This is a genomic window from Celeribacter baekdonensis, from assembly GCF_003047105.1.
In the GTDB taxonomy this organism is placed as follows: domain Bacteria; phylum Pseudomonadota; class Alphaproteobacteria; order Rhodobacterales; family Rhodobacteraceae; genus Celeribacter; species Celeribacter baekdonensis_B.
Genome location: NZ_CP028475.1, coordinates 534509 through 550416 on the forward strand (window position 1 = coordinate 534509; position 15908 = coordinate 550416).

Consider the following 15908-nt stretch of genomic DNA (forward strand, 5'->3'; position numbering starts at 1 on the left):
ATTAAATCCCTAGCAATTCCTGGAGGCGCCGCTTGCGACCGGGATGGGAAAGACGGTCGAGGCCCTTTGCCTCGATCTGTCGAATGCGCTCGCGTGTCACTCCATAGATTTGACCGATCTCCTCAAGGGTCATGTCGGCGTCGCGTCCTATCCCGAAGCGCATCCGGATCACATCAGCTTCACGCTCCGGCAGCTCAACTAGGGCGTCCGTAATGATACTTTCGGTTTCTGCCTGATCGAAGGCATTCGCGTCCTCCTGTTCGGGCAATACCTCGTCCCAGTCGTCGATGCTTTCGGGATACTCAGCCTCGCGGGGGATCGCGCGAAACTGACTCACCTCGTCAGTGGTCCATTCCAGATCCACGGCGAGATCGTTGTCGGAAACAGTGCCGTCAGCCCGGACGTCGAGCTTTTCCATAGCGAGATCAAGCCTCGCGATTTTCTCTTTCCGATGAACGGGGATACGGATCGCTGCGCCTTCGTCAGCGCGCCATCGCATGATGGCCTGCCGCATCCAGTAGGAGGCGTAAACAACAAAGCGATAACCGCGTTCTGGATCAAAGCGCCGTGTGGAACGCTGAAGACCCATGAAAGCCACTTGGAAGACGTCCTCAGGGTCTTCGCCTTCCTCCACGTTCCGTGCAGCAAAGCGCCGCACGTAAGGCAGGTGCTCGTGGATGAGGCGCTCGTTGGCGGCCTCAAAAACCGAGATCTGTGCATCCAGCCAGTTGGCATGCTCTGGGTTAGCCTTGCTTTGTTCGAGCGAGCTGACGAGCTCCTTGTGGAAAGCCAGAGAGAGATCGAGCGACTCGAGCGCGGCGAGTGCCTGCCTTCGCCGTTTACCGTCCAACACGCGACCATTCGCCTGCCAGAACTTAAGGGCTTCCGCAGCTGCCATGACCTCGGCCGTCTCGGCGTGGCCTGGGCGTGAGGGGATAATGGTCTTCAGTGAGACAGAACCTGGGTCTCGGACCCCACCCCCGATGCTGTCGACGACATCGAGGATCGTTTGGACAGCAGCTTCGGAGGCGAGAATTCCCAGCTGAAGCTCTTGCTTTGCCCGGACCATGGGCTCCAGCAGTTGTAGTTCGTCGGACTTGTCCATGACGAAGCGTTGCGTTCCAGGCAGCCGCGTCGATCGCGTTAGGGCTGCCTCGATTGCTTCAGCCAGCTCGTCGGAGGATATGTCCGATTTGGCGTCCCAGAGCCCGACAATATGCGCGGAACTCTGATCGACCGGGTCGAAACCTGCAGCCTCCAGGTTGCGCAAGAGATTGGTGCGTAATTCCTCGAGATCGCCATTGCCTTCGCAAAGTGCGACGAGGCTCTCGATATCGCTGAATGAGCACCACCCCTTTGCCAAAGTTTCCTCGGCCCAAGTGATGCAAATCTCCGGATCGATCGACAGTCGCGTGCCGGTCTGGACGACGGCGCGTTTGACCGATTGGCGCCCGCGGTTGCGGACCTTCAGGAAGTCATGCTCTGCGCCATGATCCGTGGTTACGGCGGCGGCGGCACCGATGCCTTCTCCGGCAATCGATGCAGGTGAAAGGTCAAGATCCCAATCTCCGTCCTCATCGTCCGAAACCACAGGTGCCGGACTGACGAGCGCGACGAATGTCCCCGAAACCGTTTCGCTCGCGGACTCGCCGAAGAACTCCTCTGGCTCTTCCTCGGCCTCGAAACTAAGCAAATCGTCAAGGTCATCCAGCTGGTTGGGCACCGCCGCAGTTTGCGCAATTTCCGGGCTAGGCCGTTGCTCTGGCCCCGCAGAGGGCTGCGCGGCAACATACGGGGGTACTTCGCTAATTATTTCGGAGCTGCTAGTGTCCGCATTCTTCTTTTCCCACAAGCCGAGACGGTGCGCCTTGCTCAGCACTGCATTGCGGCTGACTCCGCCCAATTCCCTCGATATCTGGTTTGCGCTCCGGCCCTCGGACCACATCCATCTCAGAAGCCCGACCCGGTCATCAGTCCAAGAGGTTTCCGCGCTCCTCTCCTGGCGATTCCAATCATCGTCATCCGGCTCAGTCTCCTTGACTACTGAGAGATGAGTTGCGGGAATGGCCTCGATCATGTCCGCAGTGGTCTCAAGTATCGGGCTCTCCTCGCACGCGTCGAGGCTGGCGATCTCCTGCGAGTTCGTAACAAGCGAAGACAGAAGCTGCGATGCGAGCTTGTGGCCCTCTGCATGCGCCACGTCAGCTGGGGTCTGCCGTTCATGGTTCAGTGCATTAGGATCTGCGCCAGACCGAATGAACAGATCGCAAAGCGCAAGACTGCCCGTTCGTGCAGCCAGGTGGAGCGGAGTGTCGCCCTTCGGGTCAGCCGAATATAGGCGAGCAGATGCAACGAAATCGGCAAGTTTCTCGAGCTTTCCTTCGGCAATCAGCCGGATCTCGAAAGGGTCAAGGATATGGCTTTCGGGTTCGCTCATCGGCTGGGCACGACTGCCGAGGATACGGGACAATTTATCCAGTAGTTTCATGAACGGCCTCCCGGTTGAGAAGCACGATTTGCTGATCCTGAGGCTTCCTTGCGCCGGGGTCGGTATCGAGTCCGAGACGCTTGAGCGCGTAGTAGAGCAGAGCGCGTCGAACCTTGATTTGCGCCTTTTCACCGCTCATCCCATAGTCCAGCGCGATTACCTTCTTCTGGTTCTCGGAGAGTTCAGGGTGGGGGCCGATCTCAAGCGTTACATGTTGTTGCCAGTCGGAATCGGCTGCATCTGTGACTTCGCTGGCTTCAACTCCGCGCGTCTTGAGGATACGAGAAAGCAGGAAGTCCTTGAAGACCTCGTCAGTCTTACAGAACGCTCGTGCGTGCCATCGAAAGCCATCGAACCCGATCGCGTGAGGCGCGATCCACCTCCATGTCGGCTCGGGGCGTGAGAGGGACTGATACTTCACCTCGATCGACTCTGCACGGCGGATGGCTCCGACAACTGATCGCAGAGTGACAGGATTTACACCGCGGGCGGGCGTTGGTGCAGCATCGTAGGATGGCAGTTCTGCGATCCAGGTATCGTCGCTGTCCATGATGCCGTCAGCCAAAGACCGCAGCTGTGCGAGGTAGCGGCTGGCGTCAGGTTTCAGGAAGTGTGGGGCGTACTCCGGCCCCCGGACATATGCCCGCGCACTCTTATCGTAGACCATGTTGTCCGGTACAAAACCGATATAGCGGTTCAGATCGGCGGACGCCTGGTTCACCGACAGCCCGAACTGCTCCATCAAGTCGCTGCGGTTTACATGCCCCTCCCAAAACAATCGGAACTCGATAAATTCGAGGCGCTGCGCGACTCCCCAACGAAGCTCCGACTTGTCACTATCCACTTCGCACTCCCGACTCAGCGCGTTCAATTAATATGCGCGCCCACTTTATGTGCTGATCGAACGCTAGCGGGGAGTCATGTCGTGTTCAATCAAAATCCTGCTTAATTACGGGAGTTTGCTGGGGCAGGACCCGTTTTGGCGAGAACGAACGATAAACCAAGCAGGCGTGCCGATCCGCGCCAACCCTCGGCACGCCTGCAAATGTCGCAACCACATGCGTGGTCGCGCGGTCGGCGAAACCTCAGCCGACCTGGTGGGCTCCGAGCGGGTTCGCCGCCATCCCCACCGCCGCGCTCGATCCGGCCCACTGTCCGGCGTCTCCTGCGGTCCCCGCGCTTGTCGGGTCCGGGTCCCCATCAGTTCTGGCAGCTTTGGCTATTCCAACTCGGTTGGTGGAGCGGAGGTCATCTCGGTGATCGCTTGAAATTCTGTCAGAAACTCCGGCCGATGCTGCATCAGATACCGGACGATTCTGGCGTTCCCTAGTAGCTTTCCCAGATACCCTTTGATGACGGTCAGCTGCAGGTGGTCCTGGCCGTAGGGGTCTTGGATCGATGTGATCCCTTCCTGCAGCCGGGCCAGCTCGCGCTCCATGCGGGCCATGGCCTCCGGGGTGATGCCCCTCATCTTCTTGGGTTTCTTGGTGTCCACCAGCTGCGCCTGGGGCGTCCCCGCCAGAATTGCAGAGATGTAAGCCGGAGAATAATTGTTCGCGTTCATCATCAGCTCGGCGGCCTCAATCTGGCGCATGGCTTTCATTTTGCGCAGGATTTCGAACACGGCGGTCGCACAGTGTTTGTCCTTCAGGATGCCGACGGCCTCTTCGCAGATCCCGTCGAGGAGCTTGGCCTTACGCACAATGCTGCGCGGATTGAGGTCGAGAGCCAGAGCGATCTTTTCCTCGGAGACACCGCGCTCAATGGCCTTGCGGATCATCTTGTGCTCCTGGATGGGCGCAAGGCGGCTGATCCGCTTGTTGTAAGTGAAGGCCTCGTCGTCAGTGGAGATCAGACATTCGACCCGTTCGATGCCGAGATCCTTCAGCACCTCGATCCGGATGTGCCCATCCAGCAGCATATAGGTGTCGTCCTCACCCGGGGATCGCGTGACCACCGGCGGCTCGACCAGGCCAACCTCTTTTATCGACGCGGTGATCTGGCGGTACTTGCGGCTGGATTTGACGGATGCGCTGAGGGCGCGCACAGGCAGGACGGCCTCTACCGGCACCGTGACGCAATCGCTCTCGAAGCCAAGCGTGACCGCGTCCGGGGTTTTGCGCTTGCCCCGGCTCATTCTGCCGCTCCCGCATCCAGTGATTGCCCGAGATAGGTAGGCAGGGTATCCAGCCCCTCCGCGCGCAAGAGCGTCAGGAAGTGGTCATCGTCGCGCAGCGAGCGAAACGCCTCCACGACGAACATCAGGCGGCCTTGTGTCAGTTCGGCTTTCTTGATCAGTAACTTCTGTCGCTCTGCTTCCTGTTGATAGGCTCTCACAAGCGCGTCGCTGGTCAGGGGCCGCTTGGTGCCGTCGCTTCTGCCATAGCGGTTGCGATGAAGGTGCGGGCCCTGTGCATCGCGCTGCTGGATGAGGCGGCGCACGGCGGCCAGTTTCTTGCCGCGCAGCTTCTTCTGGGTGTAGGCGTCCATCAGAGCGCGCTGCCCGCCCTCGGCATCTGTCTTTGAAATGTCGATGGCGAGGTTCAGCGGCAGAAGGCCGGTTTCCACGGCCGAGACCAGCCGTTCTTCCCCGCGTTCCAGAAGCCCCGCGATCATGCCGACATAGTCTGGCGTGACCCCGATCTTGTTTGCGATCTGCCGATCATTGTAGCCGCGTTTGCGCAGGTTGCCGATCTCGCGCATCAGGTCGATCGGGTTGTGCTGGCGGCGGGCGCAGTTCTCGACGAGGCTCATGACGAGGCAGTCGCTCTCGTCGGCGTCGATGATGATGGCCGGTATGGCATCCTGCTGAAGCTCCATGAACGCCTCGAGCCGACCCTGACCACAGACGAGGTCATATTCTGCTGGGTCAGTTCCAGCACGTTGCGCCACAGTGATTGGTCGCTTCAGGCCGATCTTCGCGATGTTCTCGACCATTTCCTTGAAGGTGCGGCGGTTGCGCACACGGGGGTTTAGGATGCGAATTAGGTCGGTGGGGATGAGAGTGACCTGTTTCTGGGTGATGTCTTGGGCGTCGTCGGGCATCAGGCGGCCTCCGTGATCCGGGCCCGGCCAGCGAGCGCATAAAAATAGTCGAGCGTGTCAAAACGATAGGCGTCCAGCGACAGCCCGTTCTGCTCGGCCAACCTCAGCCTGGCCATGGTCATGTCGATGCTCGGCAACAGGTAATAATCGCGCGGCGCTTCGTTCAATTCGTCCATTCGCACGGCAATCGTGATGTCGGGCACCAGGCCAGTATCGAGACGGATGCGCCATCGCAGGGAACCGCCCTGCGTCTCGAAACACCGGGCAAGCACCACCGACGCCGTGAACTCGTCATTGATGCGGATTAGGTCCGTTTCCGGATCTTGGACAGCTTGGCCGCCGCGTTCGCCGATACCGTCAAGGATCCGGGCTACGATGCCGGGATGAGCCTGCCGCAAGGCCAGGTTGATCTCGACGTAGCGATAGTCGCGCTCCGGCTCGTAACCGATCATCTGGTAGGCGCGCGAGCCAAGCTGCCGAAGCGGTTTTGAAAGGCGCTGGACGACGGCAGGTTGTCCTGTTCATCGATGATCAGTCCGGACAGCACGCCTTTCTGTTTCAGCACGGCGCGCAGGGCTTCGAGCAGCTCGGCGTCCGTGAAATGCTGGCTGCGCGCGTCGACGATTTCGCGTGCGCGCAGAAACAGCACCTCGTCCACAATGGCGGGGTAGGCGCCCTCGGCCCGTATCCACATTTCGCGTGGGTTCACCACTCGCTTGTGCTTCAGCTTGAAGGACACCTTGTTGTAAACGTTGTTGCCGATGTATTTTTCGTTGGTCAGGACCTGGTGCACCGATGCCCGGGACCATTGCCGCTCAAGATCCGTCAGATGCCCCTCGGCATTCAGGGTTTCCGCAATCTCACGCTTCGAGCGGCCATCTTCGACGAACATTCGGTACATGCGGCGCACGACATCCTGTTCCTGCTCAGGGCCCGGAACGAGAACGGCACGGTCGGTCTGAAGGCTCTTCTGCTCGCCGCGGGACAACGCGCCCTTCGGGTTGCCGTGTTCGTCGATCAGTACCCGGCGCAACCCATATCCAGCCGCACCGCCTTGGCGGTATCCAAGCTCCACCAGACGGCATTGCCCGGCGAAGACCTTTACCGAAAGCTCGCGGCTGTATTCGCCCGCCATCACCCGCTTGACGGTTTTCAGCAGGTTGGAGCCGATGCTGCCGTCGTTTTCGAACTGCTCACCGCAATAGTGCACGCGGATCCCGGCACGGGAGCAGACATGCTCGTGATACGCCCCTTCATCAGCGTCCTGAAACCGGCCCCAGCGGCTGACGTCATAGACCAGAATGGCTTTGAAGTCCGCGTGGCCGGTTCGGACTTCGGCCATCAGGTTCTGAAGCGCTTCGCGGCCGTCCAACCGCAACCCGGACCGACCGGAGTCCTCGAAGACGCGCAGGATCTGCAGGCCCCGGGCGGTGGCGTAATCCCGAATGATGTCGAGTTGGTTCTCAGTCGAGTACTTCTGGTGATCGGTCGACATTCGCACATAGGCGACCGCCGGGATATCCTGTCCAGCCTCGTCGCCTTTGTCCTCGCTGTTGTATCGACCGTTATTCAAATCGGGTTTTCCTTTTCAGCCTTTGTTGGTTTCAATTTTTCCATCTGGCACAAACGCGTCTGGAAAGTCGTTTCCTGAAACGGGCAAGGTGTTTCCGTTTGCCCGGCAGTCAGTTCTCAAATTCCAATTCATTACTGCACTCCTAAAATCAGTAGTGTCCGTCAAGCGCGGTCCAATGACCCGCACCGGACAAAATCGACTCCCGCCGTTTTCATGGTTCTTCAATTATTTAACGAAGAAGGACGTGAAAATGCGCGTGAAGATGGGCACATTGTGCCGAAAATGGGCACATTTGTGCACCTGGTCGAAGAACCAACCGATTATCGAACCGCCATAGCGATGGCTCTGCACGAAGAGTTGGACGACACACACAGGGCAATCAAAACGGCCATGCGCTGGACAGGTGCCAGCGAACGCACCGTGAAATACTGGTTTTCGGGCGAGCGGGGGCCAAGCGGCGACCATCTGATCGCCCTCGCTCGGCATTCGGATGCTGTGCTCTACGTTATTCTTGCACTTGCAGGCCGCCACATTGTCGAGGAGGGCGACGAATGAGGCGCAAACGATGATTGGCAGACGTAGGGGGCAGCTCACTCTTGTTTTGTGTGCGTTTTTGGTTATATTGAATACAGGCGAGATGTGAGGTGCCGTGCCATGTCCCGAACGACCACGATGACCGTCCGCCTTGGTGGGGCACTGAGTGACTTCGTGTCGGCCAACGTAGGCGATGACGGGTCCTATGAGAACGTCAGCGAGTACATCCGTGACCTGATCCGGCGTGACAAGGAGAGGGCGGAGCAGGAAGCCTTCAACCGGCTGAAGGGCGAGCTGACCCATGCCTTCGCGGCCCCAGAGGAGTCGTATCAGGCGCTGACGTCAGCAGAGGTGATTGCACGGAACCGGGCCTGACTCCGTGGCCGCCATTCGTATTCAAGAAAGAGCGTCCCATCGCCTCGATGACATCTACCGCTACACCCGTGACAGGTGGGGAGATGATCAGGCCGAGACATACATCACCGGCCTGTTCGACGCCTTCGACAAGATAGCAGCGCACGGTGTCGCGTCGAAACCGATCCCAGCCGAGTTTGGTGTTGAAGGGTTCTTTTTTCGATACGAGCGTCATTTCGTCTACTGGCGTCATCTCTCGAATGGTGACATCGGGATCGTGACCATCCTGCACGAGCGCATGCACCAGATCGACCAGTTTCGCGATGATTTTGGGCTCGGATGATCGGAAGCCTTTTCAAGGCGCATCAGATTTGCGCAGCGTGGAATCGTCCATGTTTGCACGGTCCAGCGGTAACAGTAGCCACCTACTTACTGGAGGTGAGGAGGATGCCGCTCTCACCAGACGGCATCACCACGTGAGACGCTTGCAGTGCTGGAAGCGCTCGTGGGGTGCATTGCGCGAAGAATAATAATTTAAAGTCAATGACTTGATGTGGAGAAGGTTCGACGCCAGTCTCGTTCCCTCCGCCATTTAATCCATAAATTTTGATATATTTCAGTGGTTTGGGTTATGTTTTGTGGCCCGCGTGCCCCACTTTTAGATTGTCTTTGCGTTATGCAGGAAAACCTTTGAGTTTCCGATTAATGCTTTCTCCGTCCAATTTTGGCATGGTGTTTTTGCAAGCCTAGAGGCCGGATGTAAAAAACTGCGAAGCGATTTCTCACTGCGCAGTTCCTTTTCGTGTTCTGGAAAACCAAGCGTCACATGGATTTGTTCGGTCTCTTGCCCGAAAGTCTCCAAGCTCTGAGAGCCTTACCAAGGCTGACGCATGCCATGTCGGCAATGCGATCAAGCCAAGTTGGAAGGGCCGAGTGTGCACAGGCGCTTTGGTTCCATAAGAATGTCCTGCACGATTAAGAGCAAAATGGTGAAGTGCTGGTCGACACCAATTTGATCGTCCATGTGCAGGGAAAACCGACAGGGATGTTCAAGGCCTATCGACATCTTCGTGCAACCATGATGAAAACGGCTGCCTAAGTCTGTCGGTTTGCGTGATCACCAGCAGGCGGAGGCAGGGAGAGCGTGTCAGTCTCGAATAGAGCCTATCGCTTTTCGTGCCATGCCCAACGCGATGTGATCCAAGCCAAATAGAGCCTAGCCGGACACACTTTCGACCGTCTGGGGAAACCATAACTGGCCATTTGGGAGACATAATCGAAGCAGCATTCAAAGCCCCCAAAAGGATCGCCAAGCCCCTATGTGTTACAATGTTGGTGTTTTTTCCCGCGAGGCCGCCATAATGGGCGGCTCTTGGCGGGCACTGGGTTTTATGTTGCGTTTGATACAATGCGGTGTTGGCGGTGGGGTGTCTTGCTGATTGCTATTGATGGTGAGCGATGCGCTGTGATCACAGTCTGCGCTATTCGACCGCATGCTCGCCGAAGGTATCACGCCATTTTTCGATAAAGCGCGCGCGCCTGTGCCGGTCCATCGCCACGAGCAAGGTCGGGCCGATTGGGATATAGCGCTCGGCACTGTCGTTGGCTGCGGTTTCATCGCTGTTGCTGTCGTGTATGAGCGTGCTTTGGGACAGCACGGCCCGGCCCTGTGGCGAGAGTAGAAAATCCAAAAACGCCCCCGCCGTCGCGCCATGTTGTGCGCCCTTCGGGATCATAAAGGCACGCGATAAAAACAACGTGTAATCCTCGGGGTAGATCACGCCCAAATTCTCATGTGGGACGGTGTCGACATAGGAGCCCAAGACATTATAGGCGATTTTGTAGCGCCCACTGTCGACCCCTTCGATGATTTCCGCCGAACAACAGGTTGCCACCGCATCGACGCGGGCGAAGCCTTCCAAAAGCCCGCCAAAGGTTGTGGCCTCTTGGCTGTCCATAAAGGCGAAAAGGAACCCAAGGCCTGAGGCTTCGACGTCATAGGTGGCAATTTTGCCCATAAAGTCGCCGGACGAGCGCCGCATCAGATCCAAAAGCGCAAAGCGCGTGCGCGGCGCGTCCTCAGCAGAGACCAGATCGGTGTTGTAGATGATCACGGCGGCTTCGCGGGTGATCCCCCAAAGTTCGTCACGCCACCGACGCGCGGCGGGCAATTGGGCCGTGAATTCAGATTGATAGGTGTTGGCACAGGCGCGGTTGACCAAATCCACCATCTGATGCACCCCGGACGAGATCACCACATCCGCAGGTCTGACTGTCCCCTCACAGGCGGCAAGGCTGTCGGCATAAAGCGCGTTGGACCCCCATTGTTCATAGTCCACTTCGACGCTTGGATTGGCTGCCACAAAGGTCTCAAGCGCAGGGGCGAAAATCGAAATATCGGTGGTGGAGCGCACCACGAGCACGGTGCTTGGCACAGCGTCTTTGGCGATAAATTTTTGACGGGCCTCTTGGCTGATCGCCGGGGCGGCGATGAGGCAGAGCACGACGACACTCAAAGACCGCAAACTCAATAGAGACCGCATCATAGCTCCTCCGCATTTTGATCCGCAGGCAAGGCCAAGCTGACACGAAAGCCTTGATCATTGCGGGCCATATGCACCTTGCCGTCAAAGGCTTCGGCCACCGCGCGCACAATCGAGAGCCCCAATCCTGCGCTGTTGCCCTTTGAGGCGGCCGAGCGTTCAAACCGTTGCCCGATGGTGTCGATCACATCTTCGGCCGGGCCAGACCCCGCGTCTTGCACCCAAATTTCGCCCATGCCCTGATCGACACAGACCCCGATGGTGATCGGCGAGGTGCCGTGACGCAGTGCATTCGCCAGCATGTTTTTCGCCGCTTCACTCAATGAAATTTCATCGGCCATCACGATCACGGCCATATCGCCAATCTCCAATCCGACCTCGGCCTGCGGGGCCAAAACTTCGTGGTCGCGGTCCTCAAACACCTTCAGCGCCACGTCACGCAAATCCACAGCGGAAGGTGGGGCGTTGTCTGTGCGGTGGATGACCATGGCGCGGGACAACATTTGATCCAACAATGTGCCCAAAGAGCGCGTGCGCCGCACCAAGCGCTCCAGCCGTTGGCTGCGATATGTGGGATCGTCTTCTATCGCCAATTCCGCCTGCGCCCGGATCGCGGCCACGGGGGTGCGCAACTGATGCGCAGTGTCCGATATCAGATGTTTCATCGCGCCGACTTGCCGATCCAGACGCTGCATAAAGCGGTTCATCGCATGGACCATGACGGCAACCTCAGCAGGCCCATCGGCGGCCATGGGCGTCAGATCATAAGGGTCGCGTTGCGACAGGTCTCTGGTCAGGTGTTCAAGCGGACGCATGGCCGAGCGGATCACCAAAAACGCCCCTAAAAGCAACGCGATCCCGCCAATCCCCGTGACCAGAACCGCGCCCTTGGTCAGGTCCAGCGCCATCGCATTGCGGGCGCGCAATGTCTGGCCGACAAAGACAAACACAGCGCCGGAAAAATCCCGTTCTGAGAACCGTCTGGCCACGGTGACAAACCGCGCGGGCTCGCCTTGGAGTGTGCTGTCAAAAAACGCAGGGGTGGTGAGCGTGCCATGGGGGACATCACGCATCACATCGCCCGTGTAGCCCGTCAGAACCTCGCCCTCGGGGCCGCGCACCGAATAAAAAATCCGGTCATCCGCCGCCAAGGCCAACAGGCCAAAGGCAGAGACCGGGATGTCGGCAATGGGCGCGCCATTCACGATGTTGATTGATTCTGCCATGTCATTGGCCGCACCCAATAAGATACGATCAAACGACTGGCGTGCCGCGTTTTTACCATAGGCAAAGGCGGCGATGGTCACCAAAATACCGCCCACGGCCAAAAGCGACAAGACCCCGCCCATCACCCGCGACAAGAGCGTGCGTTGGTGGGGGAGGGCGATCCTACGGGGCGTCATTTTGGAAAATCCGATAGCCGAGGCCGCGCTGGGTTTCGATGCTCACACTTGAGGCCGCGAGCTTTTTGCGCAGCCGCGCGATGTAGAGTTCGATGGCGTTCAATCCCACATCGGCGTCATCAAAAGCGAAGAGCCCATCATAGAGACGTTTCTTACTCAGCGCGGCCTTTTGATTGCGCAACAACAGCCCCAAAAGCGTGGCCTCGCGCCGGGTCAAATTCAGCGGCACCCCCTCAAGGGTTGCACTCAATGTGGCAGGCGAAAATACCAGCGGTCCCAAAGAGATAGCATCCGATTTTTGATCCGCCTCACGCCGCACAAGGGCCCGTAGACGTGCTTCCAATTCGCGTTGATCAAAGGGTTTGACCAGATAGTCATCGGCCCCAAGATCAAGGGCGGACACCCGGTCATCGACGGAAAACAATGCGGTCAGCATCAACACCGGCGTGCGGTCGCCACGCAGGCGCATGTCACGCAACAAGTCGGTGCCATTGCGGTCGGGCAGGTTGATGTCGAGCACAATCGCATCATAGCGTTGTACCGCCAGAAAATCCTCCGCCGCCTCACAACATTCGGCAATGTCACAGGCCATGCCAGATTTGTCCAAACGAATGGCCACGGCTTCGGCGACATCGGCCGCATCTTCGACGATCAATACCCGCATGGTGCTCCGATCCTCCCGCTCCACAGACCTGCACAATCTGCCGTGACAGGTTCATGACAGCTTTGCAGTCTACACCTCCTTCATAGCCATTCGCGAGGAGACCGCAAACCTGTGGTGCGTTGGCAATTGGATTTCGGGCGGCCTTACAGCCCGACAGACATAAATGTGGAGGAACATACACATGATCATCAAGGCCACTCGCCTCACCGTTGCCGCAGCTTTGCTTGGCGCATCCACCCTTGGCGCTTTCGCGGACGGTTTCACCCCCGAGAACCCCGAATGTATCGCGCCCGCCAACCCCGGCGGCGGTTGGGATTTCACCTGCCGTCAGGTTGGAAAAACACTGCAAGACCTCGGCCTTCTTGAGAAGACCATGCAGGTTGTGAACCTGGCTGGCGGCGGCGGCGGTGTGGCCTTTGCCGAAGTCGTCAACAAGCGCGCTGATGATAACGATCTGATCGTGGCCGCCTCATCCGCAACCGCAACCCGTCTGGCGCAGGGCGCGTTTCCAGGCAACACCATGGATCAAGTCCGTTGGTTGGCCTCAATCGGTGCCGATTACGGCGTGATCGCGGTGGCCAAGGACAGCGATATTGCCGATCTTCCAGCTCTGCTTGAAATGATCAAAACCGACCCGCGCTCCATCTCCGTTGCGGGCGGGTCCGCTGTGGGCGGTTGGGACCACCTCAAAGTTCTGATCGCGGCCAATGCCTATGGCGTCGACGATGTGCGCACCGTGAAATACATCGCATTTGATGGGGGTGGCGAGGCGGTGACCCAGCTTTTGGCCGGGTCTGTTCAGGCCTTCACCGGCGACATTTCCGAAGCCAAAGGCTTTGTCGACAGCGGTGACATCCGCGTGCTTGCCGTGTTGTCGCCTGAGCGTCTTGGTGGCGAATTTGCCGATTTCCCGACGGCAAAAGAGCAGGGCGTGGATGCCATCGGGGCCAATTGGCGCGGGTTCTACGCACCGGGCGACATGAGCGATGAGGCCTATGACGCATGGGTGTCCAAAATCGCTGATCTCTATGCCACACCTGAGTGGAAAGAGATCATGGCCAACAACGGCATGGCACCGCTTGACCTGCAAGGCGCGGCTTTTGAGACCTTTGTGTCCGACAGTGTTGCGCAAATTCAAGCCATCTCGAAAGAGATTGGCATCATCAAATAAGCCATTTGGTTTGCGATGATGTGATGGGCGCCGCATCCGTTGCGGCGCCCCGCTCATATCCATCACTGCTTCGTTTCCACATCCTCCAAAGGAGATCCCCATGAGTGATCGTATTTTTGGTTTGGTTGGCCTGCTTATTGCCATCGGCTTTGCCTTTGCCGCCTTGGCGATCGAGGAAAGTTTCCTCTCCGATGCGGTTGGTCCCAAAGCCTTTCCGCTGATCATTGCCACCATTCTCGGCCTCAGCTCCATCGCCATCGCGCTCAAACCCGATGCGTCGCCCACTTGGCCAAGCCTTGGCCGTTTTGTCGAAATTATCGCGGCGGCTGTGGTGATGATGCTGTACGCCGAATTGCTTCCCGTCTTTGGTTTCGTGATCGCCACCGCCTTTGCTGCCGCCTATCTGACATGGCGTCTTGGGTCGGGCGCGGTGGCCACCGTGCTGACCGGCGTTGGCACCTCGGTCGGGATTTATGTCATCTTTCACCTCGTGCTTGGCCTCTCGCTCGCGCGCGGCCCGTTTGGGTTTTAAAGGACCACCATCATGGACACTTTTATGTCTCTCGCGGATGGTTTTGCCATTGCACTGACGTGGCAGAACATCCTTTTGGCCCTGTTGGGCTGTTTTCTCGGCACCATTATGGGCGCGCTTCCGGGGCTTGGTCCGTCAAACGGCGTGGCGATCTTGATCCCGCTGGCCTTTACCCTCGGTCTTGGCGCTACACCCTCGCTGATCTTGCTCACGTCTGTTTATTACGGCGCGATGTATGGCGGGCGGATTTCCTCCATCCTGCTCAACATTCCCGGCGATGAACCGGCGATGATGACCTGTCTGGACGGCTATCCGATGGCGCAAAAGGGCATGGCAGGACAGGCGCTGTCGCTCTCTGGGATCGCCTCTTTCGTGGGTGCGTTTTTTGCCACTTGGGGGCTGATTTTCCTCGCGCCGCAGCTTGTTAAGATTGCGCTTTTGTTTGGTCCCGCCGAATATTTCGCACTGTTTGCTTTGGCCTTTATGACCTTGGGCGGCGTGTCTTCGACCAACCAAGCCAAATCGGCCTTTGCCGCAGCACTCGGTCTTGGTCTTGCGATGATCGGCGTCGATACTCAAACCGGTGTGCCGCGTTTTACCTTTGGCGAAGTGCACCTCTATGATGGCTTGGATTTCCTCGTGGCTATCGTTGGCCTGTTTGCGCTCTCCGAAGTGTTCATCTTTTTGGAACACCGCCACGGGGATGCCGACGGCACGGCGTCGAAAATCAAGGTCGGGCGTCTCACCCCGCCGCTCTCGATGCTCAAACAAACCACGCCGACCATGATCCGCTCCACGCTTTTGGGCTTCTTGGCGGGGGTTTTGCCGGGGGCAGGGGCATCGCTTGGGTCGTTCATCTCCTATTCGTTTGAAAAGCGGTTGGTCGATAAAGATGGCAAAACCTTTGGCAAAGGCGATCCGCGCGGTGTGGCCGCCCCAGAGGCCGGCAACAATGCCGCCGCCGGTGGTGCGCTTGTGCCGATGTTGGCGCTGGGTGTGCCGGGCTCTGGCACCACGGCGGTGTTGTTGGCGGTGCTTTTGTCGCTCAACATCACGCCGGGGCCACTGTTGTTTTCGCAAAACCCGGATGTGGTCTGGGGCCTGATCGCGGCGCTGTTCATCGCCAACTTCATGCTCTTGGCGATGAACATTCCGATGGTCGGCCTGTTCACCCGCGTGTTGATGGTGCCGCCGCGGATTTTGATGCCGGTGGTTGCCATGGTGTCTTTCGTTGGCATCTACGGCATTTCGGGCTCGTCTTTTGATCTGTTGGTCATGGTGGGTTTCGGCATGTTGGGCTGGATCTTGCGCAAGTTCGACGTGCCGCTGGTTCCGATCATCCTTGGCACTTTGTTGGGCAATGCGATGGAAAACAACCTGCGCCGGGCGATCACCATCGACAATGGCAATTGGCTAACCTTGGTCGATAGCCCGCTGTCGATCACACTTTGGTTGATTGCCATCGTCGGGTTTATTTTGCCGCTGATCATTGGCCGTAAAGTGAAATCGAAAATGCACGCGCCACGGGACGAAGAAGGCTCTCTCGCCGACTGAGGCGAGAGACTGGCGGGTGTTTGGGCTCAGGTCGCAAACGCCCGCTT

General features: G+C 58.3%; 13 protein-coding genes and 1 pseudogene. 6 read left to right on the forward strand and 8 right to left on the reverse strand.

Annotated features, from left to right (window positions below; translation table 11 throughout):
* Window position 1 precedes the first annotated feature (1 nt).
* From DA792_RS06070 to DA792_RS06095, 5 genes and pseudogenes are all read right to left on the reverse strand, one after another.
* Window positions 2-2488 carry a sigma-70 family RNA polymerase sigma factor gene (locus tag DA792_RS06070; protein WP_254679366.1) on the reverse strand — a complete coding sequence of 829 codons (2487 nt, stop codon included), beginning with the start codon at window positions 2486-2488 and terminating at the stop codon, window positions 2-4.
* Window positions 2472-3332, reverse strand: a complete 861-nt coding sequence (locus tag DA792_RS06080; protein ID WP_107719017.1) for a WYL domain-containing protein — start codon at window positions 3330-3332, stop codon at window positions 2472-2474. Before DA792_RS06080 ends, DA792_RS06070 begins: the two co-directional genes overlap by 17 nt.
* A gap of 375 nt (window positions 3333-3707) precedes the next feature.
* Window positions 3708-4625, reverse strand: a complete 918-nt coding sequence (locus DA792_RS06085; RefSeq protein ID WP_107719019.1) for a plasmid partitioning protein RepB C-terminal domain-containing protein — start codon at window positions 4623-4625, stop codon at window positions 3708-3710.
* Window positions 4622-5533: a plasmid partitioning protein RepB C-terminal domain-containing protein gene (locus DA792_RS06090; protein WP_107719022.1), complete on the reverse strand. Its 912-nt coding sequence runs from the start codon at window positions 5531-5533 to the stop codon at window positions 4622-4624. Before DA792_RS06090 ends, DA792_RS06085 begins: the two co-directional genes overlap by 4 nt.
* Window positions 5533-7028: pseudogene (locus tag DA792_RS06095) on the reverse strand (recombinase family protein). Before DA792_RS06095 ends, DA792_RS06090 begins: the two are co-directional and overlap by 1 nt.
* A gap of 291 nt (window positions 7029-7319) precedes the next feature.
* On the opposite strand from DA792_RS06095, the gene DA792_RS06100 reads away from it, so the two are divergent.
* The 3 genes from DA792_RS06100 to DA792_RS06110 all read left to right on the forward strand — a co-directional run bounded on the left by DA792_RS06100 (window position 7320) and on the right by DA792_RS06110 (window position 8337).
* The gene (locus DA792_RS06100; protein WP_254679367.1) at window positions 7320-7661 is read left to right on the forward strand and encodes an XRE family transcriptional regulator; all 342 of its coding nucleotides are present in this window, start codon (window positions 7320-7322) and stop codon (window positions 7659-7661) included.
* Window positions 7662-7760: 99 nt separating this feature from the next.
* Window positions 7761-8015 carry a ribbon-helix-helix domain-containing protein gene (locus DA792_RS06105; RefSeq protein WP_107719024.1) on the forward strand — a complete coding sequence of 85 codons (255 nt, stop codon included), beginning with the start codon at window positions 7761-7763 and terminating at the stop codon, window positions 8013-8015.
* Between the two features lie 4 nt (window positions 8016-8019).
* A complete protein-coding gene (locus DA792_RS06110; RefSeq protein WP_107722579.1) occupies window positions 8020-8337 on the forward strand; it encodes a type II toxin-antitoxin system RelE/ParE family toxin in 318 nt (105 codons plus the stop codon).
* 1138 nt (window positions 8338-9475) lie between these two features.
* Here the strand turns inward: DA792_RS06110 and DA792_RS06115 are convergent.
* Genes DA792_RS06115 through DA792_RS06125 form a run of 3 tightly spaced genes read right to left on the reverse strand, consistent with a single transcriptional unit; the run spans window position 9476 to window position 12604 of the window.
* The gene (locus DA792_RS06115) at window positions 9476-10540 is read right to left on the reverse strand and encodes an ABC transporter substrate-binding protein (protein WP_368074498.1); all 1065 of its coding nucleotides are present in this window, start codon (window positions 10538-10540) and stop codon (window positions 9476-9478) included.
* Window positions 10537-11940: a sensor histidine kinase gene (locus tag DA792_RS06120; protein WP_107719028.1), complete on the reverse strand. Its 1404-nt coding sequence runs from the start codon at window positions 11938-11940 to the stop codon at window positions 10537-10539. The genes DA792_RS06115 and DA792_RS06120 overlap by 4 nt, the downstream gene beginning before the upstream one ends.
* A complete protein-coding gene (locus DA792_RS06125) occupies window positions 11927-12604 on the reverse strand; it encodes a response regulator transcription factor (RefSeq protein ID WP_107719030.1) in 678 nt (225 codons plus the stop codon). Before DA792_RS06125 ends, DA792_RS06120 begins: the two co-directional genes overlap by 14 nt.
* 181 nt (window positions 12605-12785) lie before the next feature.
* Here DA792_RS06125 and DA792_RS06130 point away from each other — a divergent pair, with 181 nt between their 5' ends.
* The 3 genes from DA792_RS06130 to DA792_RS06140 all read left to right on the forward strand — a co-directional run bounded on the left by DA792_RS06130 (window position 12786) and on the right by DA792_RS06140 (window position 15861).
* Window positions 12786-13775, forward strand: coding sequence for a Bug family tripartite tricarboxylate transporter substrate binding protein (locus DA792_RS06130; RefSeq protein ID WP_107719032.1), 990 nt, complete (start codon window positions 12786-12788; stop codon window positions 13773-13775).
* Between the two features lie 100 nt (window positions 13776-13875).
* Complete coding sequence (locus DA792_RS06135; protein WP_107719034.1) at window positions 13876-14307, forward strand: tripartite tricarboxylate transporter TctB family protein; 432 nt, start codon at window positions 13876-13878, stop codon at window positions 14305-14307.
* 12 nt (window positions 14308-14319) lie between these two features.
* Window positions 14320-15861 carry a tripartite tricarboxylate transporter permease gene (locus DA792_RS06140; protein WP_107719036.1) on the forward strand — a complete coding sequence of 514 codons (1542 nt, stop codon included), beginning with the start codon at window positions 14320-14322 and terminating at the stop codon, window positions 15859-15861.
* The last annotated feature ends 47 nt before the right edge of the window (window positions 15862-15908 follow it).

Excerpts from the sequence above, each read along its gene's own strand:
- DA792_RS06090 (WP_107719022.1), bottom strand. The coding sequence starts at position 5,533 with ATGCCCGACGACGCCCAAGACATCACCCAGAAACAGGTCACTCTCATC.
- DA792_RS06100 (WP_254679367.1), top strand. The coding sequence starts at position 7,320 with ATGGTTCTTCAATTATTTAACGAAGAAGGACGTGAAAATGCGCGTGAA.
- DA792_RS06140 (WP_107719036.1), top strand. The coding sequence starts at position 14,320 with ATGGACACTTTTATGTCTCTCGCGGATGGTTTTGCCATTGCACTGACG.
- DA792_RS06085 (WP_107719019.1), bottom strand. The coding sequence starts at position 4,625 with ATGAGCCGGGGCAAGCGCAAAACCCCGGACGCGGTCACGCTTGGCTTC.
- DA792_RS06135 (WP_107719034.1), top strand. The coding sequence starts at position 13,876 with ATGAGTGATCGTATTTTTGGTTTGGTTGGCCTGCTTATTGCCATCGGC.
- DA792_RS06105 (WP_107719024.1), top strand. The coding sequence starts at position 7,761 with ATGTCCCGAACGACCACGATGACCGTCCGCCTTGGTGGGGCACTGAGT.
- DA792_RS06120 (WP_107719028.1), bottom strand. The coding sequence starts at position 11,940 with ATGACGCCCCGTAGGATCGCCCTCCCCCACCAACGCACGCTCTTGTCG.
- DA792_RS06125 (WP_107719030.1), bottom strand. The coding sequence starts at position 12,604 with ATGCGGGTATTGATCGTCGAAGATGCGGCCGATGTCGCCGAAGCCGTG.
- DA792_RS06070 (WP_254679366.1), bottom strand. The coding sequence starts at position 2,488 with ATGAAACTACTGGATAAATTGTCCCGTATCCTCGGCAGTCGTGCCCAG.
- DA792_RS06115 (WP_368074498.1), bottom strand. The coding sequence starts at position 10,540 with ATGATGCGGTCTCTATTGAGTTTGCGGTCTTTGAGTGTCGTCGTGCTC.
- DA792_RS06130 (WP_107719032.1), top strand. The coding sequence starts at position 12,786 with ATGATCATCAAGGCCACTCGCCTCACCGTTGCCGCAGCTTTGCTTGGC.